Annotated in this window: 22 protein-coding genes and 1 tRNA gene; 13 read left to right on the top strand and 10 right to left on the bottom strand. The window is 62.9% G+C overall.

Annotation, left to right across the window (positions count from 1 at the left end):
• The first annotated feature begins 5 nt into the window (after positions 1-5).
• The 6 genes from P0D80_RS34025 to lpxC all read left to right on the top strand — a co-directional run bounded on the left by P0D80_RS34025 (position 6) and on the right by lpxC (position 6,289).
• Complete coding sequence (locus P0D80_RS34025; RefSeq protein ID WP_408180850.1) at positions 6-947, top strand: D-alanine--D-alanine ligase; 942 nt, start codon at positions 6-8, stop codon at positions 945-947.
• A 24-nt stretch (positions 948-971) separates the two neighbouring features.
• A complete protein-coding gene (locus P0D80_RS34030; protein ID WP_132372930.1) occupies positions 972-1,724 on the top strand; it encodes a cell division protein FtsQ/DivIB in 753 nt (250 codons plus the stop codon).
• Between the two features lie 27 nt (positions 1,725-1,751).
• Positions 1,752-2,984: a cell division protein FtsA gene (gene ftsA / locus P0D80_RS34035; protein WP_007180311.1), complete on the top strand. Its 1,233-nt coding sequence runs from the start codon at positions 1,752-1,754 to the stop codon at positions 2,982-2,984.
• Between the two features lie 132 nt (positions 2,985-3,116).
• Positions 3,117-4,313, top strand: a complete 1,197-nt coding sequence (gene ftsZ, locus P0D80_RS34040) for a cell division protein FtsZ (RefSeq protein WP_132372932.1) — start codon at positions 3,117-3,119, stop codon at positions 4,311-4,313.
• A 266-nt stretch (positions 4,314-4,579) separates the two neighbouring features.
• Positions 4,580-5,083, top strand: coding sequence for a peroxiredoxin (locus P0D80_RS34045; protein ID WP_408290439.1), 504 nt, complete (start codon positions 4,580-4,582; stop codon positions 5,081-5,083).
• 288 nt (positions 5,084-5,371) lie between these two features.
• Complete coding sequence (lpxC, locus tag P0D80_RS34050) at positions 5,372-6,289, top strand: UDP-3-O-acyl-N-acetylglucosamine deacetylase (protein ID WP_132372934.1); 918 nt, start codon at positions 5,372-5,374, stop codon at positions 6,287-6,289.
• Positions 6,290-6,360: 71 nt separating this feature from the next.
• Here lpxC and P0D80_RS34055 read toward each other — a convergent pair whose 3' ends face one another.
• Positions 6,361-6,846 carry a DciA family protein gene (locus tag P0D80_RS34055; protein ID WP_132372936.1) on the bottom strand — a complete coding sequence of 162 codons (486 nt, stop codon included), beginning with the start codon at positions 6,844-6,846 and terminating at the stop codon, positions 6,361-6,363.
• Between the two features lie 290 nt (positions 6,847-7,136).
• On the opposite strand from P0D80_RS34055, the gene secA reads away from it, so the two are divergent.
• The 4 genes from secA (at position 7,137) to P0D80_RS34075 (ending at position 12,695) form a co-directional block, all read left to right on the top strand.
• Positions 7,137-9,947, top strand: a complete 2,811-nt coding sequence (secA, locus tag P0D80_RS34060; RefSeq protein ID WP_132372940.1) for a preprotein translocase subunit SecA — start codon at positions 7,137-7,139, stop codon at positions 9,945-9,947.
• A 151-nt stretch (positions 9,948-10,098) separates the two neighbouring features.
• Positions 10,099-11,340, top strand: coding sequence for a bifunctional glutamate N-acetyltransferase/amino-acid acetyltransferase ArgJ (gene argJ, locus P0D80_RS34065; protein WP_408180853.1), 1,242 nt, complete (start codon positions 10,099-10,101; stop codon positions 11,338-11,340).
• 54 nt (positions 11,341-11,394) lie between these two features.
• Positions 11,395-12,264 (top strand): ATP-binding protein, encoded by an 870-nt coding sequence (locus P0D80_RS34070; protein ID WP_408290443.1) that lies wholly within the window; start codon positions 11,395-11,397, stop codon positions 12,262-12,264.
• 8 nt (positions 12,265-12,272) lie between these two features.
• Positions 12,273-12,695, top strand: coding sequence for an NUDIX domain-containing protein (locus P0D80_RS34075; protein ID WP_408290445.1), 423 nt, complete (start codon positions 12,273-12,275; stop codon positions 12,693-12,695).
• A 75-nt stretch (positions 12,696-12,770) separates the two neighbouring features.
• Here P0D80_RS34075 and P0D80_RS34080 read toward each other — a convergent pair whose 3' ends face one another.
• From P0D80_RS34080 to P0D80_RS34120, 9 genes are all read right to left on the bottom strand, one after another.
• Positions 12,771-12,968 carry a DNA gyrase inhibitor YacG gene (locus P0D80_RS34080; protein ID WP_408180855.1) on the bottom strand — a complete coding sequence of 66 codons (198 nt, stop codon included), beginning with the start codon at positions 12,966-12,968 and terminating at the stop codon, positions 12,771-12,773.
• Positions 12,969-13,091: 123 nt separating this feature from the next.
• Complete coding sequence (gene zapD, locus P0D80_RS34085; protein WP_106285174.1) at positions 13,092-13,847, bottom strand: cell division protein ZapD; 756 nt, start codon at positions 13,845-13,847, stop codon at positions 13,092-13,094.
• Between the two features lie 194 nt (positions 13,848-14,041).
• Positions 14,042-14,650, bottom strand: a complete 609-nt coding sequence (coaE, locus tag P0D80_RS34090) for a dephospho-CoA kinase (protein WP_408290448.1) — start codon at positions 14,648-14,650, stop codon at positions 14,042-14,044.
• A gap of 3 nt (positions 14,651-14,653) precedes the next feature.
• Positions 14,654-15,595 carry a prepilin peptidase gene (locus P0D80_RS34095; protein WP_408290450.1) on the bottom strand — a complete coding sequence of 314 codons (942 nt, stop codon included), beginning with the start codon at positions 15,593-15,595 and terminating at the stop codon, positions 14,654-14,656.
• A gap of 27 nt (positions 15,596-15,622) precedes the next feature.
• Entirely contained in the window at positions 15,623-16,852 is a 1,230-nt protein-coding gene (locus P0D80_RS34100; protein WP_408290452.1) for a type II secretion system F family protein, read from the bottom strand.
• Positions 16,849-18,144: a GspE/PulE family protein gene (locus P0D80_RS34105; RefSeq protein ID WP_408290454.1), complete on the bottom strand. Its 1,296-nt coding sequence runs from the start codon at positions 18,142-18,144 to the stop codon at positions 16,849-16,851. Before P0D80_RS34105 ends, P0D80_RS34100 begins: the two co-directional genes overlap by 4 nt.
• A 174-nt stretch (positions 18,145-18,318) precedes the next feature.
• On the bottom strand, positions 18,319-19,617 hold the full coding sequence (locus P0D80_RS34110; RefSeq protein ID WP_408180860.1) for an HlyC/CorC family transporter: 1,299 nt from the start codon (positions 19,615-19,617) through the stop codon (positions 18,319-18,321).
• A gap of 215 nt (positions 19,618-19,832) precedes the next feature.
• Positions 19,833-19,909, bottom strand: a tRNA-Pro gene (locus tag P0D80_RS34115).
• Between the two features lie 48 nt (positions 19,910-19,957).
• Positions 19,958-20,950 (bottom strand): polyprenyl synthetase family protein, encoded by a 993-nt coding sequence (locus tag P0D80_RS34120; RefSeq protein ID WP_132372958.1) that lies wholly within the window; start codon positions 20,948-20,950, stop codon positions 19,958-19,960.
• 246 nt (positions 20,951-21,196) lie between these two features.
• Between P0D80_RS34120 and rplU the strand changes: the two genes are divergently transcribed.
• The 3 genes from rplU to cgtA all read left to right on the top strand — a co-directional run bounded on the left by rplU (position 21,197) and on the right by cgtA (position 23,152).
• Positions 21,197-21,508: a 50S ribosomal protein L21 gene (rplU, locus tag P0D80_RS34125; RefSeq protein WP_007180329.1), complete on the top strand. Its 312-nt coding sequence runs from the start codon at positions 21,197-21,199 to the stop codon at positions 21,506-21,508.
• A gap of 25 nt (positions 21,509-21,533) precedes the next feature.
• Positions 21,534-21,797 (top strand): 50S ribosomal protein L27, encoded by a 264-nt coding sequence (gene rpmA, locus P0D80_RS34130; protein WP_007180330.1) that lies wholly within the window; start codon positions 21,534-21,536, stop codon positions 21,795-21,797.
• Positions 21,798-22,030: 233 nt separating this feature from the next.
• On the top strand, positions 22,031-23,152 hold the full coding sequence (gene cgtA, locus P0D80_RS34135; RefSeq protein ID WP_132372962.1) for an Obg family GTPase CgtA: 1,122 nt from the start codon (positions 22,031-22,033) through the stop codon (positions 23,150-23,152).
• Positions 23,153-23,199: the final 47 nt, after the last annotated feature.

Consider the following 23,199-nt stretch of genomic DNA (forward strand, 5'->3'; position numbering starts at 1 on the left):
GCGAAATGAGCAGTATCGACCCGAAACAATTCGGCAAAGTGGCAGTGCTACTCGGTGGGGACTCCGCCGAGCGCGAGGTATCGCTCAACTCCGGCCGCCTGGTGCTGCAAGGTCTGCGCGACGCCGGCGTGGACGCGCATCCGTTCGATCCGGCCGAGCGTCCGCTCGCCGCATTGAAGGAAGAAGGCTTTGTGCGCGCGTTCAACGCGCTGCATGGCGGCTATGGCGAGAACGGCCAGATCCAGGGCGCGCTCGACTTTTACGGCATCAAGTACACGGGTAGCGGCGTGCTCGGCTCGGCGCTCGGTCTCGACAAGTTCCGCACCAAGCTCGTGTGGCAGCAACTCGGCATTCCGACGCCGCCGTTCGAAGCCGTGCTGCGCGGCGACGACTACGCAGCGCGTTCGAAAGACATTGTCGCGAAGCTCGGCTTGCCAATCTTCGTGAAGCCGGCGAGCGAAGGTTCGAGCGTCGCGGTGATCAAGGTGAAGAGCGCCGACGCACTGCCCGCCGCGCTGATCGAAGCGGTCAAGTACGACAAGATCGTGGTGGTCGAAAAGAGCATTGAAGGCGGCGGCGAATACACCGCGTGCATCGCCGGCAATCTCGACTTGCCGGTGATTCGCATCGTGCCGGCCGGCGAGTTTTACGACTATCACGCGAAGTACATCGCGAACGACACGCAGTACCTGATCCCGTGCGGTCTGGCGGCGGACGAGGAAGCGCGCCTGAAAGTGCTGGCGCGCCGTGCCTTCGACGTGCTCGGCTGCACCGACTGGGGCCGTGCGGATTTCATGCTCGACGCCGACGGCAACCCGTATTTCCTCGAAGTGAACACGGCGCCTGGCATGACCGATCACTCGCTGCCGCCGAAAGCGGCGCGCGCGGTGGGCATCAGCTATCAGGAACTGGTTGTCGGCGTATTGGCGCTGACGCTGCAGGACTAACCGGGGCGACCCGAAAGCAACACCATGTGGAACAACGTTCGCCAGCTCAATTTCGCCGCCAACGCATTGCATGCGTTGCTGGTGCTCGTGCTGCTGGCGGCGGGCGGTTACTGGCTGATCCAGCGCCCGAATTTCGCGTTGCGCGAAATCCAGATCGACGGCGATACCGAGCACATCAATTCGCCGACGGTGCGCGCGGGTGTCGTGGGGCGCTTGAAGGGCAACTTTTTCACGGTGGATCTCGACGTGGCGCGTCAGGCGTTCGAGCAGATGCCGTGGGTGCGTCATGCGAGCGTGCGGCGAGTCTGGCCGAATGCACTGGCTGTCACGCTGGAAGAGTACAAACCGCTGGGAACGTGGGGCAGCGATCAGTTGGTGAGCGTCGACGGCGAACTGTTCACGGCGAACCAGGGCGAGCTCGAAGAAGACTTGCCCGCGTTCGATGGTCCGGACGGCACGGCAAAAGAGGTGGTCGCGCGTTATCACGACTTCCAGAAATGGTTTGCGCCGTTGGGCGCGACGCCTGAAGAAGTGACACTGTCGCCGCGCTACGCGTGGACGGTGAAGCTCTCGAACGGCACGCAGGTGGAACTTGGGCGCGAACGCAATCAGGACACGCTGCTCGACCGGAGCAAGCGTCTGAGCGCGGCGTGGAACGCGGTGACGCAACGTTGGGGAAAGGATATCGAGTATGCGGACTTGCGCTATCCGAACGGTTTCGCGATTCGCGCGGCAGGGATGCGCTTTATCACCGAACCCGACAAGGGCAAGAAGTAAACGGACATCACACGCAATGAGCACGCTATGAGTAAAGACTATAAAGATCTGCTGGTCGCCCTCGACATTGGGACGTCGAAGGTCGTGGCCATCGTCGCCGAGTTGAAGGGCGAAGGTCACTACGAGGTGATCGGCCTCGGCCAGAGCGAATCGAAGGGGCTCAAGAAAGGCGTGGTGGTGAATATCGAAGCCACCGTGCAGTCCATACAGCGCGCGCTCGAAGAAGCCGAACTGATGGCCGACTGCAAGATCACAAACGTATTTACCGGAATTGCCGGCAGCCATATCCGCAGCTTCAACTCGAGCGGCATGGTGGCGATCAAGGAGAAGGAAGTCACGCAGACGGATGTGGCGCGCGTGATCGAAACGGCGAAGGCGATCAACATCCCGACCGATCAGCAGGTGCTGCACATCCTGACGCAGGAATTCATCATCGACGGTCAGGAAGATGTGCGCGAGCCGATCGGCATGAGCGGCATTCGCCTCGAAGTGAAGGTGCATATCGTCACCGGCGCGGTGAGCGCAGCGCAGAACATCGTCAAGTGCGTGCGCCGCTGCGGGCTCGAAGTGAACGATCTGATCTTGCAACCGCTGGCGTCGTCGCTGGCGGTGCTGACGGAAGATGAAAAAGAACTCGGCGTGGTGCTGGTCGATATCGGCGGCGGCACGACGGACATTGCGATTTTCAGCGAAGGCGCGATCCGTCATACGGCGGTGATTCCTATCGCCGGCGACCAGATCACGAGCGACATCGCGATGGCGCTGCGTACGCCGACGCCGGATGCGGAAGACATCAAGGTGGATTACGGCATTGCCAAGCAGGCGCTCGCCGATCCGGACGAGATGATCGAGGTGCCGGGTCTCGGTGAGCGCGGTCCGCGCACGCTGTCGCGCCAGGCGCTGGCGGCAGTGGTCGAGCCGCGTGTCGAAGAACTGTTTTCGCTCGTGCAGCAGGTGGTGCGCGAGTCGGGTTACGAGGAACTGCTGAGCTCCGGCGTGGTGCTGACCGGCGGCGCGTCGATGATGCTCGGCATGGTCGAACTGGGTGAGGACATCTTCCTGAAGCCGGTGCGCATCGGCGTGCCGGAATACGCGGGCGGTCTCGCTGACGTGGTGCGCAATCCGCGCTACTCGACGGCGATGGGCCTGCTCGTCGAAGGACGCTCGCAGCGCATGCGCGGCCGCAAGGTCGCGGTGCAGTCGGGGTCGATGGGACAGGTGTTCACGCGCATGAAGGACTGGTTCCTCGGCAACTTCTAACGCATTCGCTGCACAGAACGGTTTTTAGAAATACGCGCCGGTGCCGGCGGCCGGCGCGCGACAGGAGGTTGCCCGATCTCCTGCCGAATAACGGCCGAGTGGCTGTAAATTTTTTATCTTGACGGAGGCATCATGGATTTCCAAATGCTGGAAACCGAAACGAACGGCACCATCATCAAGGTGGTCGGAGTAGGTGGCGCTGGCGGCAATGCTGTCCAGCACATGATCAACAAAGGCGTGCAAGGCGTCGACTTCATCGTGATGAACACGGACGCGCAGGCTTTGTCGCGTTCGCGCGCCACCGCGGTGATCCAGCTCGGCAACACGGGTCTGGGCGCGGGCGCCAAGCCGGAAATGGGCCGCGCCGCAGCGGAAGAAGCCCGTGAGCGCATCGCCGACGCATTGCGCGGCGCGCACATGGTCTTCATCACGGCCGGCATGGGCGGCGGCACGGGCACGGGCGCAGCACCCGTGGTCGCGCAGATCGCCAAGGAAATGGGTATCTTGACCGTTGGCGTCGTCAGCAAGCCGTTCGAATTCGAAGGCGGCAAGCGCATGCGCGTCGCGGAAGCCGGTTCGCAGCAACTGGAGGATCACGTCGACTCGCTGATCGTCGTCCTGAACGACAAGCTGTTCGAGGTGATGGGCGATGACGCCGAGATGGACAAGTGCTTCCAGTGCGCAGACGACGTTCTGAACAACGCAGTTGCCGGCATCGCGGAAATCATCAACGTCGACGGTCTGGTGAACGTCGACTTCGAAGACGTGAAGACGGTGATGGGCGAGCAAGGCAAGGCGATGATGGGCACGGCGACGGTTGCCGGCGTCGATCGCGCACGCCTCGCTGCTGAGCAGGCTGTCGCCAGCCCGCTGCTGGAAGGTGTGGATCTGTCGGGTGCGCGTGGCGTGCTGGTCAACATCACGTCGAGCCGTTCGCTGCGTCTGTCGGAAACGCGCGAAGTGATGAACACCATCAAGAGCTATGCTGCGGAAGACGCGACCGTGATCTTCGGCGCGGTGTACGACGATGCGATGGGCGACGCGCTGCGCGTGACGGTCGTGGCAACGGGCCTGGGCCGTGCGGCGAAGAAGCAGCAATCGGCACCGATGACGCTGCTGCGCACCGGCACCGACAACCAGCCGATCAATGCACACGCTGCCTACACACCGCAGTCGTCGCACGCCAGCACCGCCGACTACGGCGCGCTGGACACGCCGGCAGTGTGGCGCACGTCGCGCGATACGGCCGCTTCGCATGTGCAGGCGCTGCAGGAAAAGGGCGTCGACACGTACGACATTCCGGCATTCCTGCGCAAGCAGGCGGACTGAGCGCACGAGCAGGCTTTCGTTGCGGCGCTGCGAGTTGGACAGCAGTGCAGCGCTGGCGGACGAATGCACGAGCGTGGCGGGTGAACGGCAAACAAGTCGCGTATCTTTGAGGATTCGCGGCAAGGACGACTGCCCTCTTCGGATTCGCGAAGCGGAGTGGGCGACTGTCGCCGGGCGGCGGAGCATAGTGTGAGGCTCACGCCGGATTTTTCACTGCGACACGACGACGTGCGAGCGTGCTTCGCATCGATGCAAAGGACTTGAGCATGATTCAAGCAGGTGACAAGCTGCCCGACGCGACGCTCTTCGAGTTGATCGAAGACGAGCGGGCGGGCTGCACGATCGGGCCTAACAGCTTCGACGTGCGCGAACAGACAGCGGGCAAGCGTGTGGTGATCTTCGGATTGCCGGGCGCGTTCACGCCCACCTGTTCGGCCAAACATGTACCGGGTTATGTCGAACACGCCGAGCAGTTGCGCGCTCTTGGCATCGACGAGATCTGGTGCGTGTCCGTCAACGACGCGTTCGTAATGGGCGCGTGGGGACGCGATCAGCACGCCTCGGGCAAGGTGCGCATGATGGCGGACGGCAGTGCGGCTTTCACGCGAGCGCTCGGTTTCGAGCAGGATTTGTCGGCGCGCGGCATGGGAATCCGTTCCCAGCGCTACGCGATGGTGGTCGACGACGGCGTGGTCAAGACGTTGAACGTCGAGGCTGCCGGCAAATTCGAAGTCAGCGATGCAGGGAGTATTCTCGCTACGTTGAGCTAGGCACGTGGGCGTCGTGGCCTTCGCCACAGGCACGCGCGGTTGGCGCGTTGTGCCGGGGCAACGGTCGATAAGACGCTTTTGTGACAGGCCGTTACGCGGGCCGATGACCGGAAACGCCTCCGTTCCGGGGCATCGGCCCGTCACGCTTTCCTGACGGGCGCCCAGGGGTAATGCAGCGAAACAGATTGATACGTTCCGCGAAAAGACGCTCCTTAGGGTATTGGAGTATAATTCGTGCTATGGAATAAAAAGTCCCGATTGGGATTTTCAATCGAATAGAAGATCACCATGTTGAAGCAGCGCACTATCAAGCAAATCGTCAAGACAGTCGGCATTGGCCTGCACTCCGGCCGTAAAGTCGAACTGACGCTCCGTCCGGCCGGGCCGGACACGGGCATCGTGTTTTCGCGCGTGGATCTGGCCACGCCGGTGGACATTCCTGCGTCGGCGATGGCGATTGGCGATACGCGTCTGGCTTCCGTGTTGCAGAAGGACGGCGCGCGCGTCTCGACCATCGAGCATCTGATGTCCGCCTGCGCCGGTCTCGGCATCGACAACCTGTACGTCGACGTCACCGCCGAAGAAATCCCGATCATGGACGGCAGCGCGGGTTCGTTCGTGTTTCTGATTCAATCGGCAGGCATCGAAGAGCAGAACGCGGCGAAGAAATTCATCAAGGTCACCAAGCCGGTCGAAATTCGTGACGGCGATAAATTCGCGCGTCTCGACCCGTATTTCGGTTTCAAGCTCAAATTTACGATCGATTTCCGTCACCCGGCCGTGGATAAAACCGGTCAGGCGCTGGAAGTGGATTTTGCCAATACGTCGTACGTGCGTGAAATCGCGCGTGCCCGCACCTTCGGTTTCGCGCATGAAGTGGAAATGATGCGCGAACTCGGTCTGGCGCGTGGCGGCAGCATGGACAACGCGATCGTGCTCGACGAGTACCGCATCCTGAATAACGACGGCCTGCGCTACGACGACGAGTTCGTGAAGCACAAGATGCTCGACGCGATCGGCGACCTGTATGTGATTGGCCACCCGCTGCTGGCGTCGTACAACGCGTACAAGTCGGGCCACGGCCTGAACAATGCGCTGCTGCGTGAACTGCTGGCGCACGAAGATTCGTACGAAATCGTCACCTTCGACGACACGCAGAAGGCACCGCGCGGTTTCGCCTACGAGACCCAGACGGCTTTTGCCTGACGCCTTCGGGTGAATTTTCCGAAGCAATCGTACGAAAAGTAAGCGGCCCAGTCGGGCCGCTTTTCTTTTGCCTAGCGATTTCTCCGATGCCGGGCCGCCATTTTCGCCAGCGCTTCCTGTAAGGGCGACGGCGCCAGCGATTCGCTCAGCGCGTGGAGCGCGTCGGCGCCGGCCGGCGTCATGCGCGCCTGTTTGACCGGCGGCGGTTCCTTGACAGCCTGCGGCCGCACGCGAATCCGCAGCGCATTGACCGGCCAGCCGCGCTGTTGCAGATCCGACAGCAGCCGCGGTTCCAGATGCCGCAGCCGTGCCGCCAGCGCGTTATGGCCGGCGAACAGGGCCAACACGCCTTCCTTGATAAAGCTGGGCTCGACGCTCGTCGCCAGATAGTCCGGCAGCAGCGCCCGCAGATCCTTCTCCAACGCCGCAATCTGCTCGACGCCCGCGCGCAGGGCCGCGAACGCGTCCGTGCGATTGAGCACCTCGGCGACCGGCTGCGGGCGGCGCGCCTTGAACTGCTGGGGCGGCGGCCTTGAAAAGGAAGGAATACGGCTCATGTTCGATGGTAACGGCGTGTCCGCACCCTATGCGCGTTCACGCCGCGATTGTACCGCGCGGGATGCACGCGGACCTGCCTCAATGCGGACTGTCAGAGCTCGCTGCGGCGGGCTTCGGATGCCCCGCTGCCGTCTCGCTGCCGACATCAGCGTGGGCGGGGGCGCGTGCTAAAATGCGCGATTCGAATTCACTCTTGGACTAAGCCGCCGAGGCCCTTCCGACCCCGGAGCGCACGTGCACGAACTGCACGCCGCGACCCAGCCGAAGCCGCGACGCAGACACCGATCCGATGACCACCGGTTTTCTACAGAAGATTTTTGGCAGCCGCAACCAGCGGTTAGTCAAGCAATATCAAAAGACCGTCACGGCGATCAATGCGCTCGAGCCGCAGATCGAGCAATTGACGGACGATCAACTGCGCGCCAAAACGGGTGAATTCCGCCAGCGCGTCGCGAGCGGTGAGTCGCTCGACAAGCTCCTGCCGGAAGCCTTCGCGGTATGCCGCGAGGCCAGCAAGCGGGTGCTGAAAATGCGCCACTTCGACGTGCAGCTGATCGGCGGCATGGTTCTGCACTACGGCAAGATCGGCGAAATGCGCACTGGCGAGGGCAAGACGCTCGTCGCCACGCTGCCGGTGTACCTGAACGCGCTGTCGGGGCGCGGCGTGCACGTGGTCACGGTCAACGACTACCTCGCCCAGCGCGACGCCGAATGGATGGCGCGGCTGTACAACTTCCTCGGTCTGTCGGTCGGCATCAACCTGTCGCAGATGGATCACGGCGCGAAGCAGGAAGCCTACGCGGCTGACATCACGTACGGCACCAACAACGAATTCGGCTTCGACTACCTGCGCGACAACATGGTCTACGAGACCGATGCACGCGTGCAGCGAGCCCTGAATTTCGCGGTGGTCGACGAGGTCGACTCGATCCTGATCGACGAAGCCCGTACGCCGCTGATCATCTCCGGCCAGGCTGAAGACCATACCGAACTCTACGTGCGCATGAATGCGCTGCCGCCGCTGCTCGAGCGCCAGATCGGCGAAGAGAAAGCGGACGGCACCGGCGTCGAAAAGCCGGGCGACTACACGCTGGACGAGAAAGGCCGCCAGGTGTTCCTGACGGAATCGGGCCACGAAAAGGCCGAGCGCCTGCTCGCCGAGTGGGGCCTGATCGGCGAGGGCGAAAGCCTGTACGCGCCGCAGAACATCACGCTCATGCACCACGTGTACGCCGCGCTGCGCGCACACACGCTGTTCTTCAAGGACCAGCATTACGTGGTGCAGAACGGCGAAGTGGTGATCGTCGACGAATTTACCGGCCGCCTGATGGCGGGGCGCCGCTGGTCGGACGGCCTGCACCAGGCCGTCGAGGCGAAGGAACACGTCAAGATCCAGAGCGAGAATCAGACGCTCGCGTCGATCACGTTCCAGAACTACTTCCGCATGTACGCGAAGCTGTCCGGCATGACCGGCACGGCGGATACGGAAGCGTACGAATTCAACGAGATCTACGGTCTCGAAACGGTCGTGATCCCGACCAACCGTCCGCCCAAGCGGATCGACAAGCAAGATCAGATCTACAAGACCGCCAAGGAACGCTACGACGCGGTGATCCGCGACATCCGCGATTGCTACGAGCGCGGTCAGCCGGTGCTGGTCGGTACGACGTCGATCGAAAACTCCGAGTTGCTGTCGCATCTGCTGAAGCAAACCGGTTTGCCGCACGAAGTGCTGAACGCCAAGCAGCACGCGCGTGAAGCCGAGATCGTCGCCGAAGCCGGCCGTCCGAAGCGCATCACGATCGCCACCAACATGGCCGGTCGCGGTACCGACATCGTGCTCGGCGGCAACGCGGAAAAGCAGGCGTCGTTCATCGATTTGGACGAAACGCTCGCCGACGACGACAAGCAGCGCCGCATCCAGAAGCTGCACGACGAATGGCAAGCGCTGCACGATCAGGTGAAGGCCGCGGGTGGTCTGCACATCATCGGCACCGAGCGCCACGAATCGCGCCGGATCGACAACCAGTTGCGCGGCCGTGCCGGTCGTCAGGGCGACCCGGGTTCGTCGCGCTTCTATTTGTCGCTGGAAGATCCGCTGCTGCGCATTTTCGCCGGCGATCGCGTGCGCGCAATCATGGACCGCCTGAAGATGCCGGAAGGCGAAGCGATCGAGGCGGGCATCGTCTCGCGCTCGATCGAATCGGCGCAGCGCAAGGTGGAAGCGCGCAACTTCGACGTTCGCAAGCAATTGCTCGAATACGACGATGTGTCGAACGATCAGCGCAAGGTGATCTACCAGCAGCGCAATGAATTGCTCGAAGCGAACGACATCACGGAAACCATCGGCGCGATGCGCCAGAGCGTGATTGCCGACATCGTTCACCAGTTCGTGCCGGCTGGCAGCATTGAAGAGCAGTGGGACGTGCCTGAGTTGGAAGAAGTGCTGCGCAACGAATGGCAGCTCGACCTCGCGATCCAGGAAATGATCAACGAGTCGAACTCGATCAGCGCGGACGAGATTCTCGAAGCGGTCGAAGCCGCCGCGGACGAAGCCTACGAGGCGAAGGTCGAACTGGTCGGCCGGGAATCGTTCAGCGCGTTCGAACGCTCGATCATGCTGCAAACGCTGGATCGTAGCTGGCGTGAACATCTGGCCGCGCTCGATCACCTGCGCCAGGGCATCCATCTGCGCGGCTATGCGCAGAAGAATCCGAAGCAGGAATACAAGCGCGAGGCGTTCGAACTGTTCGCCGCCATGCTCGACGCTGTGAAGCTCGAAGTCACCCGCGTGGTGATGAACGTGCAGATCCAGTCGCCGGAACAGCTGGAACAGGCCGCCGAACAGCTCGAAGAGCAGGGTGGCCACCTCGAAAACGTCGAGTTCCGCCACGCCGAATTCGCCGAAGCCGCAGCCGCGGCGCCTGTTGCCGCGGAAGCGGCCACCGCCGCCATGATCGGCGATGCAATGAGCCACGGCTCGTCGCATACGGCTGCAGCGAACATGAGCGCGGACAATGTGCCGAAGGTCGGCCGTAACGACCCGTGCCCGTGCGGCAGCGGCAAGAAGTACAAGCAGTGCCACGGCAAGATCGTGTAATGCCGGAGGCGGCGCGCTGCGAGGCGCGCCGCGTCGTTTTACGCGGTACTTTGCCTTGATTTCGCGGTGATCCGGCAGCACGCCCGGGCCATCAGTTTCCGTTTCCCCCGATGCCGGCGCCTGCCGGCATTTTCTTCGACAGGTCGCGACCATGGCTGTCAATTTCCCCTCGATCGATCCCGCTCAACTCCACCCCGTCGCCGGCGTTTCGCTCGGCTGGGCGGAGGCGAATATCCGCAAGCCGAACCGCAAGGACGTGCTCGTCATTTCCGTGGGCGAAGGCGCCACGGTGGGCGGCGTGTTCACACAGAACCGTTTTTGTGCGGCGCCCGTCACGGTGTGCCGTGAGAATCTGGAGCGTGTGCGCGCCGGCGGCAAGCCGATTCGCGCGCTGGTGATCAACACCGGCAACGCGAACGCGGGCACGGGCGAGCCAGGCCTCGTGGCGGCGCGTGAAACCTGTGCCGAACTCGCACGTCTCGCGGATGTCACGCCGGAGCAGGTGCTGCCGTTTTCGACGGGCGTGATTCTCGAGCCGCTGCCGGTCGATCGCCTGAAGGCGGGTTTGCCGGCCGCGCTGGCGAACCGCAAGGAAGCGAACTGGTACGACGCCGCGCAGGCGATCATGACCACGGACACGCTGCCCAAGGCCACGTCGCGTCAGGTCACGATCGACGGCCATACGGTCACGCTGACCGGCATCAGCAAGGGCGCGGGCATGATCAAGCCGAACATGGCGACCATGCTCGGCTTCCTCGCGTTCGATGCCGCCGTCGCCCAGCCGGTGCTCGACGCACTGGTCAAGCACGTGGCGGACCGCTCGTTCAATTGCATCACGATCGATGGCGATACGTCGACCAACGATTCATTCATCCTGATCGCGTCGGGCAAATCGAGCCTGCCGGCGATCACGTCCACCGACTCGCCCGCTTATGCAGCGCTGCGCGACGCGGTGACCGAAGTCGCGCAGACCCTCGCGCAGTTGATCGTGCGCGACGGCGAAGGCGCGACCAAATTCATGACCGTGCAGGTGGAAGGCGGCTCTAGCGTCGGCGAATGCCGCCAGATCGCCTATGCGATCGGCCACTCGCCGCTCGTGAAGACGGCCTTCTATGCATCGGACCCGAATCTCGGCCGCATTCTGGCGGCCATCGGCTATGCCGGCGTGGACGATCTCGACGTCGGCAAGATCGATCTGTATCTGGACGACGTGCTGGTTGCGACTGCTGGCGGCCGCAATCCGGCCTACCGTGAAGAAGACGGCCAGCGCGTCATGAAAAAGAGCGAGATCGGCATTCGCGTCGTACTCGGCCGCGGCGATGCGCAAGCCACGATCTGGACTTGCGATCTGTCGCACGACTACGTGAGCATCAACGCCGACTATCGTTCGTAACCAGGTTTCTCATAGGGGTTTTAAAGCGGCCTGCGGGCCCCTTACTCACCAGCCATGGACAAACTCGAACAGTTTCTGACCCGGGCCGAAGCCGTGCTCGTCCGCCTCGAAGCGATGCTTCCGCCCGCCACGCCAAATATCGACTGGTCGGCGGCGGTCGCCTTCCGCTGGCGCAAGCGCCAGGGGCGCGGCTATCTGCAGCCGGTGCCGGCCATCTCGACGATCACGCTCGACGATCTGCAAAACATCGAACGCCAGAAAGGTCTGATCGAGCAGAACACGCGTCAATTCGTGCACAAGCAGCCGGCCAACAACGTGCTACTGACGGGCGCGCGCGGCACCGGCAAGTCGTCGCTGATCAAGGCATGCCTGAACGCGTATGCAAAAGACGGCCTGCGTTTGATCGAAGTGGATAAGGACGATCTGCATGACCTGGGCGATATCGTCGACCTGATCGCGCACCGGCCGGAGCGCTTCGTGGTGTTCTGCGACGACCTGTCGTTCGAAGACGGCGAATCGGGTTACAAGGCGCTGAAGGTCGCGCTCGACGGTTCGATCGCCGCGCAATCGGACAACGTGCTGATCTACGCGACGTCGAACCGCCGCCATCTGTTGCCCGAATACATGAGCGACAACGAGACGTACAAGCACACGTCCGATGGCGAGATTCATCCCGGCGAACTGGTCGAAGAAAAGATCTCGCTGTCAGAGCGTTTCGGGCTGTGGGTCAGCTTCTATCCGTTCAAGCAGGATGACTACCTGTCGATCATCGGCCACTGGCTGCGGCATTTCGGCTGCGACGACGCCGAAGTCGAAGCGGCGCGCGGCGATGCGCTGGTGTGGGCGTTGGAGCGCGGCTCGCGTTCGGGACGTGTTGCGTGGCAGTTCGCGCGCGACTGGTCCGGCCGCAAAACCTCAGCGTGAGCCGCGGCATGAACGACGCCCAGAAGAATGCCGCCGGTCGCAAGGTGACAGAAGTTGCTGTCGGCGTGCTGGTTCAGCCCGACGGCCGCTATCTGCTGGCGCAGCGCCCGGCAGGCAAGCCGTACGAGGGGTATTGGGAGTTTCCGGGCGGCAAGCTGGAAGCGGGCGAGTCGGTCGAAGCCGCGCTCGCCCGTGAGTTGCACGAGGAACTGGGCATCGACGTCGAGGCAAGCCATCTCTGGCATACGCTCGAACACGATTACCCGCACGCCTACGTGCGGCTCTTTTTCTGCAAGGTGACTCAGTGGTCCGGCGAGCCGCACGGCCGCGAAGGCCAGGCTTTTGTCTGGCAGACGTTGCCTGCGGACGTCAAGCCGCTGTTGCCGGCGACCATTCCCGTGCTGGAATGGCTCGCAGCCGAGAAGGCCTGATAAAGGATTAGGGCGCGCGGTAGCAGGCGCTGTGCAAGCAGCGCCGGTCCGCGTGACCCGGACAACGGGCCGCGCTCAATGCGGCGTGTAGTCCCCGCTGGGCGTCTCGTCCGACGACGCTTCCTGCTCGCTCCCGCCGATCTTGTACTTCTCAGCGGCCCAGGCGCCGAGGTCGGTCTGCTTGCAGCGATCGGAGCAGAAGGGGCGGAAGCGGTTTTCAGGTGTCCAGCGGACGTCCTTTCCGCAAGTGGGGCATTTGACGACAGTAGGCATACGGTCAGGCAGTCAATCGCAAACGGAATAAGTAACGAATATAGGGGCATTTCTCGCCACTTTAAAGGCGTGCCCCTTCGGTTCGGATTTACCAGGTGAACGTGACAAGCTTGCGAGCGTGATTTACAGGCTGCAAAGCGTGAGCTGGAACGGGACGTCGACATCGACCGCACGCGGACGCAGATCGCCGTCCTGCACCGTGAAGCGCACCCACAGCATGTACTTGTTCGCACTGGCTTCGGGGATCACGCGCAATTCCGGTGCCACCCGTACTTGCATCAATTGATACGACCGGCCGGACAGCATTTGCTGATAGCTGCCCTGCATGGCCATGACCTTCGATGCCTGGCCGGATTCGCGCGCGAGCCGCAGGACGATGATGGCCGCATCGCGCAGTGGCAGCAGCGGCGTCACCCATTTGGCGATGTCCTGACGGCGCTGATCGGGATGAATCTGCTGCCAGGCATAGTAGGACGGCAAATCGAACTTGCAGGTGCCGCCTGGAATGATCGCGCGGCTGCGGATGCTGGCGAGCCACTCGTTGTCTGCAAGATGCTGGCCGGTCTTGCCCTGCATCTGCGAAAGGCCCGCGAGAGTTTGCTCGATCTCGCCGAGTACGGCCTCGAGCGCATTCTGTTCGATTCCAGGATTGCCGCGAAACGGCGCCAGCGTTTGCCGTTGACGCTCGAGTTCTTTCATCAGATCCGACTTCAGATCCGCACGGCCCGCAACCTCTGAGATTTCGAACAACGTTGTCAGTGCGACGTGATGTTCCCTAGCGTCTTCCTGAGTCAGAAAGAACGTGAAGCGCTCGAACAGATCTTCGAGGCGCAATAGCGTCCGGATTCGCTCGTTGAAGGGATACTCGTAAAGGATCAAGCGGGCTCGCCTCGGGCGTGGTCGGTGACGGGAATGCAGAACATTCTAATGCCGTGAGACTACCCTAGCAATCACGCACTTTTTCAGCACGCATTCGCAACTTTTTTCACGTGTTTCGGGCAGTTTTCAACGCACTTTTGGCATGCGCATCGCCGCGAAGTTCAACCGGGATTTCCCGAGGTGTCACGTCGGCGTCATGCGCCGGCGAGCGCCAGATACATGCGATGCTGCGCGTCGACTTGGGCTTTTAGCGCGTCGAGCGGCGCGTTGTCGTTGTTGTTGTCGATGACGTCGTCGGCCGCGGCGAGGCGCGCTTCGCGCGTCGCCTGACGGGCGATGATCGCCAACACCTGTTCGCGGCTGAAATTGTTGCGGCTCATCACGCGCGAGATCTGCGTTTCGACGCTGCAGTCAACCGTCAGCACGCGATTCACGCGCGTCTTCCACTTGCCGGATTCAACTAGCAGCGGCACCACCACGATCACATAAGGCCCCTGAGCCTCGCGTTGCTCGCGTTCGGTTTCTGCGCGAATCAACGGATGCGTGATGCCTTCGAGGCGTTTGCGCGCGCTGTCCTCGCTGAATACGAGCGAGCGCATGCGCGTGCGGTCGAGCGAGCCGTCAGGGGCGACGAACGCCTCGCCGAATTCCGCGGCGATCTGCGGCATGGCGATGCCGTGCGGCGCGGTGATGCGGTGCGCGATCAGGTCGGTGTCGACGAGCGGCACGCCGTGCGCCGCAAACAGGTCGGCGACAGTCGATTTGCCGCTGCCGATGCCGCCGGTCAATCCCACAGCAAACATGCTTCAGCCTCCCAGAGCCAGATAAAGCGGTGTGCCGAGAAACAGCGTCAATGCACCGCCTGCCGCGAGAAACGGCCCGAAGGGCAGCGGCTCTTCGAAGCGCATACGGCCACGCCATGTTGCCAGCAGGCCGACGACCGCGCCGGCCACCGCCGCGATCAGCACGATCTGCGGCAGCGCCGCCCAGCCGAGCCACGCGCCGAGCGCCGCCAGCAGTTTGAAATCACCATAACCCATGCCTTCGACGCCGCGTACGAGGAGAAATACCCAATGCACGACCCACAGCACCAGATAGCCGAAGATCGCGCCGAGCACCGCGTCGTGCAGGTTCGTGAACATGCCGTTGAAGTTGACGATGATGCCCGCCCACAGCAACGGCAGCGTCATCGAGTCAGGCAACAGATGCGTGTCGATGTCGATCGCGCTCATGGCGAGCAGCGCGGCGCATAGGCCGAAGGCGGCGAGCGCCGTGAGAGTCGGGCCGAACAACGCGAGCGAACCGGCCGCGAACGCCGCGCTGGCGATTTCGAGCAGCGGATAGCGCAGGCTCACAGGCGCCTTGCATGCGGAGCAGCGGCCGCACAGTAGCACGTAGCTCAGCACCGGGAGATTTTCCCATGCGCTCAACGTATGGCCGCAGTGAGGACACGCGCTGCGCGGCACCCACAGGTTGTAGCGCGCCGGCAGGCCGTCTTCTTCCAGCGGTTCGTCGGTGGTCTCGCTGACCTCCGCGCGCCATGCGCGCTCGAGCATGATCGGCAGCCGATGCACGACCACGTTCAGGAAGCTGCCGATCACGAGGCCGAACACAATGGCGAACGTCATCTGCAGGGCGGCGGGCAAGCTGCCGAACGCCTGGCCGAGACCGGTCGCGAAATGGCCGGGCAGCAAGCCCGACAGCAGGCTGGAAGAAGTGTCTGGCACGAGTGGAAGAGTAGCCCGCATAGATTAAGGATGGATTCGGCTGCGATCCTACACCACGTTGCCGAGTTGAATAATGGGAAGATACATCGCGATCACGAGGCCGCCGACCAGCGCGCCAAGCACGATGATGACGAGCGGCTCGCACAGGCTCGACAGCGTGCCGATCTTTTCGTCTACCTGACGATCAGCGAGCGATGCCACGTCGATCAGCATAGTGTCGAGTGCTCCGGACTCCTCGGCAACTGCGATCGGCTGCACGACCTCGGGCGGAAAGCAGTGTGCCGCGCGCATCGCTGCGGCGAGCCGCTCGCCCCGCCGCAGCCGCGCGGCGATTTCCGCGGTGGCGCGGTCGAAGAAGGCGTTACCGGTGGCGTGAGTCAGCGAATCGAACGCGTCAGCGAGCGGCGTGCCGGCTGATAACAAGGTGCCGAGCGCACGACTCCAGCGTGCCGCACACAACGTGCGCAGCAGCGGACCGGCGACCGGTATTGTCAGCGATATGCGCGCAAAGCGGATGCGCGCGGCTTCGGAAAGTCGCAGTAGAAACGTCGCTGCCGAACCCGCTGCGAAGATCATGGCGAATGACGGTATGCTCCATCGCGCCACACCGGACGACAACGCCAGCACGAATTGAGTCGGTGCGGGCAGTCTGGCGCCGAAGCCGTCGAAGATTTGTTTGAAGGTCGGCACGACCCACACGAGCAATGCCGCGGTGATCGCCATCGCCAGCACGAGGATCGCGACGGGATAGGTCAGTGCCGCGCGCACTTTGGCGCGCTGCGCGGCGGCGCGCTCGCGGTCATCGGCGATGCGGGCGAGGACGGCCGAGAGTGCGCCGGCCGCCTCGCCGACTTCGACAAGCTGGCAGTACAGTGCGTTGAATTGCGCGGGATGCCGCTGCAGTGCCGCGGAAAAACGCAGGCCGCCGGTGATGTCGCGCGCGAGAGCGCCAACGATCCGCGGCATACCCTGGCGGCGTGAAGCCTGCGCTTGCGCGAGCAGGTCCAGCGCGGGCGCGAGCGGCAGGCCGGCTCGCAGCAGGCTGGCGAGTTGCCGGGTGAATAACGTGATGTCCGCGGCGCGTGCGGTCGGACGCGGTGCCGGTCCGTGCGCTGTGAGTTCGATGATGAACAGATTGTCGCGCTTGAGCAGTGAGCGTGCGATGGCCGCATCCGGTGCGATGAGCGCGCCGTTTTTTCGCACACCGTCGGCATCGACGCCGCGCCATTTGAAACGCATGTCGGAGGCCAGAGGCCGTTGGGTCGTGGCCGTGTTCATGCGACCTCGGTGGCGGCGAGTGCTTCGGCGAGACTGGTGGTGCCGTCGCGCACGCGACTCAAAGCCGCGTTGCGCAAGGTGCCCACCTGTTCGGTTTGCGCGAGCCGCGCGAGTTCATGTGTGCCGGCGCTTGCGACGATCAGCTCGCGCATCGCGTCGGACACGGGCATTACCTGATGAACGCCGACGCGGCCCCGGTAACCGATGCCATGACACGCTGCGCATCCGGCCGCGGCGTAAGGCTGCCAGCCGTCGAGTTGATGCTCGCTGAATCCCGCCGCTCGAAGCGCCGCGACCGACTGCGGCGCCGGCACGCGGCACGCGACGCACAGCCGCCGCACCAGCCGTTGTGCGGTCACCATCCGCAACGCGGCCGCGAGGTTATACGGCTCGACGCCGATATCGATCAGGCGCGCGACGGCTGCCGGCGCGTCGTTCGTATGCAGGGTCGACAGGACGAGGTGGCCGGTTTGCGCGGCTTTCACGGCGACGTCGGCGGTTTCTTCGTCACGGATTTCGCCGACCATGATCACGTCGGGGTCCTGACGAAGAAATGCGCGTAACGCGACCGCGAAGGTGAGTCCGGCTTTCTCGCGCACGCTGACCTGATTGATGCCCGCCAACTGGATCTCCGCGGGGTCTTCCACCGAACAGAGATTGCGCGCCTCGCCGTTGAGGAGATTCAGGAAACAGTACAGCGATAGCGTCTTGCCGCTCCCGGTGGGTCCGGTGACGAGCACGAGGCCGTGCGGCGCGCGAATCGCGGCATCCACGGTATCGCGTTGATGCGGATCGAGGCCGAGCGAGTCGAGTGAGAGATCGGCGGGCAGCGCGTCGAGTCTGCGCAGCACGAGCTTTTCGCCGAATAACGTAGGCAGCGAGTTGACGCGGTAGTCCTCGACTCGGCCGGGCGAACTGGAAATGCGCAGCCGACCGTCTTGCGGCACGCGACGCTCGGCGATATCCATGCGAGCGAGCACCTTCACGCGAGTGATGAATGCGTCCCGCAGATGCGCGGGCGGCTGTGGGATTTCGTGCAGTACGCCGTCGATTCGCAAGCGCACGCGCCAGCCGTGTTCCGCCGGCTCGATGTGAAGGTCCGACGCGTTGCGGCGGGTCGCTTCCTGCAATGTATCGGTCAGCAGACGCACGGCGGGAGCGTTGTCGGGATCGGTGAGACTTGCTGCGTTAACGTCGCGGGCGAATGCCTTCGGCTTCGCTTTGACAGCGCTTTCGTGGGCGTTTGCGATGGGACGCGGCGACGCTGCCGCGGGTTGAAAAGAAGCTTGCATGAGGGACCGGTGATGAGCCGCCTGTAGAACACGACGGCTTCATCTTCCGGTACGGCGGCGGGCGCCGCTATTCAGCCATTCGGCTAATGGCGCGCGCTGCGCCTGTGTGCGATGCTGCTGCGTGTCGTGCCTGACTGTGGTGTTCGGCCGCGTCGCGCAGTTGCTTCGACTAGCCTAGCCGCGCAATACCTTGCTGGCTTTCGCGCGCGTCGGCGGTCGGAACAGCTTGACGGTGCGAATCGCCTGGTCGTCGCTGCGCATCACTTCGAGTTTGACTTCGCCGATCTGCACACACACGTCGCCGTCGGGAATGTCTTCGAGAATTTCGAGGATCAGGCCGTTAAGCGTTTTCGGCCCATCGGTGGGTAGCGTGAGATGCAGCCAGCGGTTCAGTTCGCGCAGCGGCATGCTGCCGGCCACGATGCATTCGCCGTTTTCGTTCCAGCCGCCGCGCGAATTGGCGCCACGCGGAATCGACGTGGTGAATTCGCCGATCAGTTCCTCGATGATGTCTTCCGGCGTGACGAGCCCCTGCAACTCGCCGTATTCGTTGACGACCAGCGCCGTGCGGTGACGGCTCTCCTGGAAGAATTGCAGTTGCTGGAACACGGGCGTGCCGCTCGGCACGAAATACGGCTCGGCCAGCAACTCGCGCAGCGTCTCGCGTTCGAGTTCCTGGTTGTGCAGCGCGGCCAGCGTCTTGCGTACGTGGAGCACGCCGAGCACCCGGTCGATGTCACCTTGATAGACGATCAGCTTGTTGTGATAGCAGGTTTCGAGTTGATGCAGGATCTGTTCGAACGGCGCGTCGAAGTCGAGCGCCTCGATGCGGCGGCGCGGGATCATCACGTCGTCGACGGAAATGTTTTCGAGGTCGAACAGGTTCAGCAGAATGCTGCGGTGTTTGGTCGGCATGAAGCTGCCGGACTCGAGCACGATGGTGCGCAGTTCTTCTGTCGACAGGCGCTGATCGTGCGCGCCTTTCGTATTGATGTGCAGCACGCGCAAGATGCCGTTCGCGAACAGATTGACGAACCAGACGAGCGGTTTGGCGACGCGCATCATGGGCGCGATCAGCAGGCTGGCGGGCAGCGCGATCTTTTCCGGGAACGTCGCGCCAACGATCTTCGGCGTGATTTCCGCAAATACGATGATCAGAAACGCGACGATACCGGTCGCGATCGACAGCACCAGGTTGTTACGTCCGAACGTGTGCAGCGCGATCGAGGTGGTGAGCACCGGAATGATCGTGTTGAACAGGTTGTTGCCGATCAGCACGACGCTCAGCAGTTGATCGGTATGCGCCAGCAGACCCTGCGTGGTCTTCGCGCCGAGCGCGTTCTGGTTGGCAAGATGTTTCAGGCGATGGCGGTTGATCGCCATCATCGCCGTTTCGGAAATCGAAAAAAAGCTCGAGCAGACAAGCAGCAGGAAGACGGCGCCAATCTGCGCCCATAAGGGAAGTTGTTCCACGCGTCGTGAAGGATAGGGGAAAGGATGAAGAGAATATAGCAGAGGGGCTTGCGTGCGCCGTTCGGCCTGGCGGCAAAAAACAGGCTGAGTGGGAGCAGCGGCGCAGGGCGCGTATGGGGAACAACACTCGGCGAACACGCCGTACGTGACCCAAAAACAAAAAACCGCCGAGCAAGCTGGGCGGTTTTTCGAGCCTTGCACTAACAAGGCAAATTTGGTCGGGGTGAGAGGATTCGAACCTCCGGCCTCTACGTCCCGAACGTAGCGCTCTACCAGGCTAAGCTACACCCCGATTTGTACTACAGACTCGATTCAGACTAAGCCGGTGTTTCAGTCCCGTTCAAGACTGTCTTGCCGTCGAGTAAGAACATAATTCTAGCAGGCTCTCTTTAAAAATGGAATCGGGAAATGAAGAAATTGCGGCTGCAGCGGCCTGTGCTTCCTGTTTCGCGCATTCGAGCGTGTGATCCAGCGCGCCGGACCGCGTGATCGCCTCGAAAATGGTGTCGAAACGATCTGTGCCGCCTTGTTCGATTGCTTCCCGCGCGAGCGTCGCCTGCTCAGGCGTGCCGCGTTCGATCAGATAGATCAGCGGGAGCGTGGGCTTGCCTTCGCGAAGATCGTCGCCGGCGTTCTTGCCCATGGATTCGGCCGTGCCCGTGTAGTCGAGCCAGTCGTCCATGATCTGGAACGCAGTGCCGATGCGCCGGCCGAACTCCGCCGCGGCGGCTTCGGTTTTCGCGTCCGAGCCGGCCAGCACCGCGCCCAGCTGGGCCGCGGCCTCGAACAGCTTGGCGGTCTTGTAGCGGATCACCCGCATGTAGCGGGCTTCGTCCACGTCGGCGTCGTGCATGTTGAGCAATTGCAGCACTTCGCCTTCGGAGATGATGTTGGTTGCCTCCGACAAAATCTCCATCACGCGCATCTTGCCCACGCCGACCATCATCTGAAACGAGCGCGAGTACAGGAAATCGCCCACCAGCACGCTCGCGGCGTTGCCGAACAGCGCGTTGGCGGTCTGCCGGCCGCGCCGCAGATCGGATTCGTCGACCACGTCGTCGTGCAGCAGCGTGGCCGTATGGATGAATTCGACGACCGCGGCCAGTTCATGCCGGTGCCCCGTGGTTTCGCCCAGCGCGCCGGCCACCAGCAGCAGCAGCGCGGGCCGCAGCCGTTTGCCGCCGGCGCTGATGATGTACTCGGAAATCTGGTTGATCAGCATCACGTCGGACGCGAGACGGTGCCGTATGACGCGATTGACCTGCTGCATGTCTTCGGCGATCGGAGCAAGCAGGCTGGCGGCGTTGGAGGAGGGGGTGGCAGTCGACGACATGATGGCTGATTTGGGTAGTGCCGCGAATTATAAGGCGAATCGCGACAGTTCCGGGTCGCAGGCTGCGGCGCGGCGCGTTCCGGGCGGCGGCAGAACCGCGCGCCGGGGCTGTGTGGCAAGGCGCCGGGCGCTGCGCGCGGCGCGCGGCGCCTCTCAATGAGTTTTGACCGAGCAGCTAACTCTATGTATAATCACGGGTTTCCGCGCGCGGTGCGTGGGAAAAATGAACACAGAGTGAGGTTCTCAATGTACGCGGTCATAAAAACCGGTGGCAAGCAGTATAAAGTTGCCGTCGGCGAAAAACTTAAAGTAGAACAGATACCGGCAGACATTGACGCTGAAATCACGCTCGACCAGGTTCTCGCAGTGGGCGAAGGCGAATCGATTAAGTTCGGTACGCCGCTGGTCAGTGGGGCTTCCGTCAAGGCTACCGTCGTGTCGCAAGGTCGTCACGCAAAAGTGACCATCTTCAAGATGCGTCGCCGGAAGCACTACCAGAAGCATGGCGGCCACCGCCAGAACTATACCGAATTGCGCATCGACGCGATCAACGCGTAAGCGCGCCGGTTAAGGAGCAAATCAAATGGCACACAAAAAGGCAGGCGGATCATCCCGCAACGGCCGCGACTCTGAATCGAAGCGCCTCGGCGTGAAGGTTTATGGCGGCCAGGCTATCAACGCTGGCGGCATCATCGTTCGCCAACGCGGCACGCGTATGCACCCGGGCGAAAACGTCGGTATCGGCAAGGATCATACCTTGTTCGCGCTGACGGACGGCCACGTCAATTTCTCGACGAAGGGCGCAGCGAAGAAGCACATGGTCAACGTCGTCCCGGCAGCAGTCTGAGTTTACTCAGGCACGGGCTTCAGGACCGGAAAAAGGCCCCGCGAAGTTAGCGGGGCTTTTTTTATTCCGGCGGTTTTCGCCGGACGAATGGGCGTGAATGTTCCGCTCGCGCCGGCACGCCTATGCCGTTCAGTCGATTGATCAGCGCGCGGCGGGCGCGGCAAAATAGCATCATCCAGTAGCATCAAATCTAGCAGCACCATCTGGCAGTACACCACGGGACGGAGTTACGCATGAAGTTCATTGACGAAGCGAGGATTGAAGTCATCGCCGGCGACGGAGGGGATGGCAGCGCGTCGATGCGCCGCGAGAAATTCGTTCCGTTCGGCGGCCCGGATGGCGGCGACGGCGGCCGGGGCGGCAGCGTGATCGCGGTCGCGGACCGCAACATCAACACGCTGATCGACTACCGCTACGCGAAGAAACATCTGGCGCGCAACGGCGAAAACGGCCGCGGCGCGGACTGCTACGGCAAGGGCGGCGACGACATCACGTTGCGCATGCCGGTCGGCACCACCATCACCGACATGGAGACCGGCGAGTTGATCGCCGATCTGACCGAGCACAACCAGAGCGTGCAGATTGCTCAGGGCGGCGCGGGCGGCCTCGGTAACCTGCATTTCAAGTCCAGTACGAACCGCGCGCCGCGTCAGAAGACCGACGGCAAGCCGGGCGAGCGCCGCATGGTGCGCCTCGAACTGAAGGTGCTGGCGGACGTCGGTCTGCTCGGCATGCCGAACGCCGGCAAATCGACCTTCATCGCGTCGGTGTCGAACGCGAAGCCGAAGATCGCCGACTATCCGTTCACGACGCTCGCGCCGAATCTCGGCGTGGTGCGCGTCGGGCCGAGCCGCAGCTTCGTGATTGCGGACATTCCGGGCCTGATCGAAGGCGCGGCGGAAGGCGCGGGCCTCGGCCACCAGTTCCTGCGGCATTTGCAGCGCACGGGCTTGTTGCTGCATATCGTCGACCTCGCACCGTTCGACGACGCGGTCGATCCGGTCGCGGAAGCCAAGGCGATCGTCAACGAATTGCGCAAGTACGACGAGCTGCTGTATGAAAAACCACGCTGGCTCGTGCTGAACAAGCTGGACATGGTGCCCGAAGACGAGCGCGAAGCGCGCGTCTCGGCATTCCTCGAAGGCTTCGGCTGGGACGGTCCGGTGTTCGAAATCTCGGCGCTGACCGGTCAGGGCTGTGAAAACCTTTGCTACGCTGTGTTCGACCACATCGCCGCGCATTCGGACGCGCAGCGCGCGGCCGAGGCTGAAGATCTCGCTGCGGACGTGCGTTTCCGCGAAAAGCCGGAAGCTCCGGCCGCCGCGGACGACGCCGGCATCGACCCGCAGGCATAAAAAGCTCGAGCGCCGGCGCCCAAACGGGCTGCCGGCATGCATCACGC

The sequence above is a fragment of the Paraburkholderia sp. RL17-373-BIF-A genome, assembly GCF_046030175.1.
Lineage (GTDB): Bacteria > Pseudomonadota > Gammaproteobacteria > Burkholderiales > Burkholderiaceae > Paraburkholderia.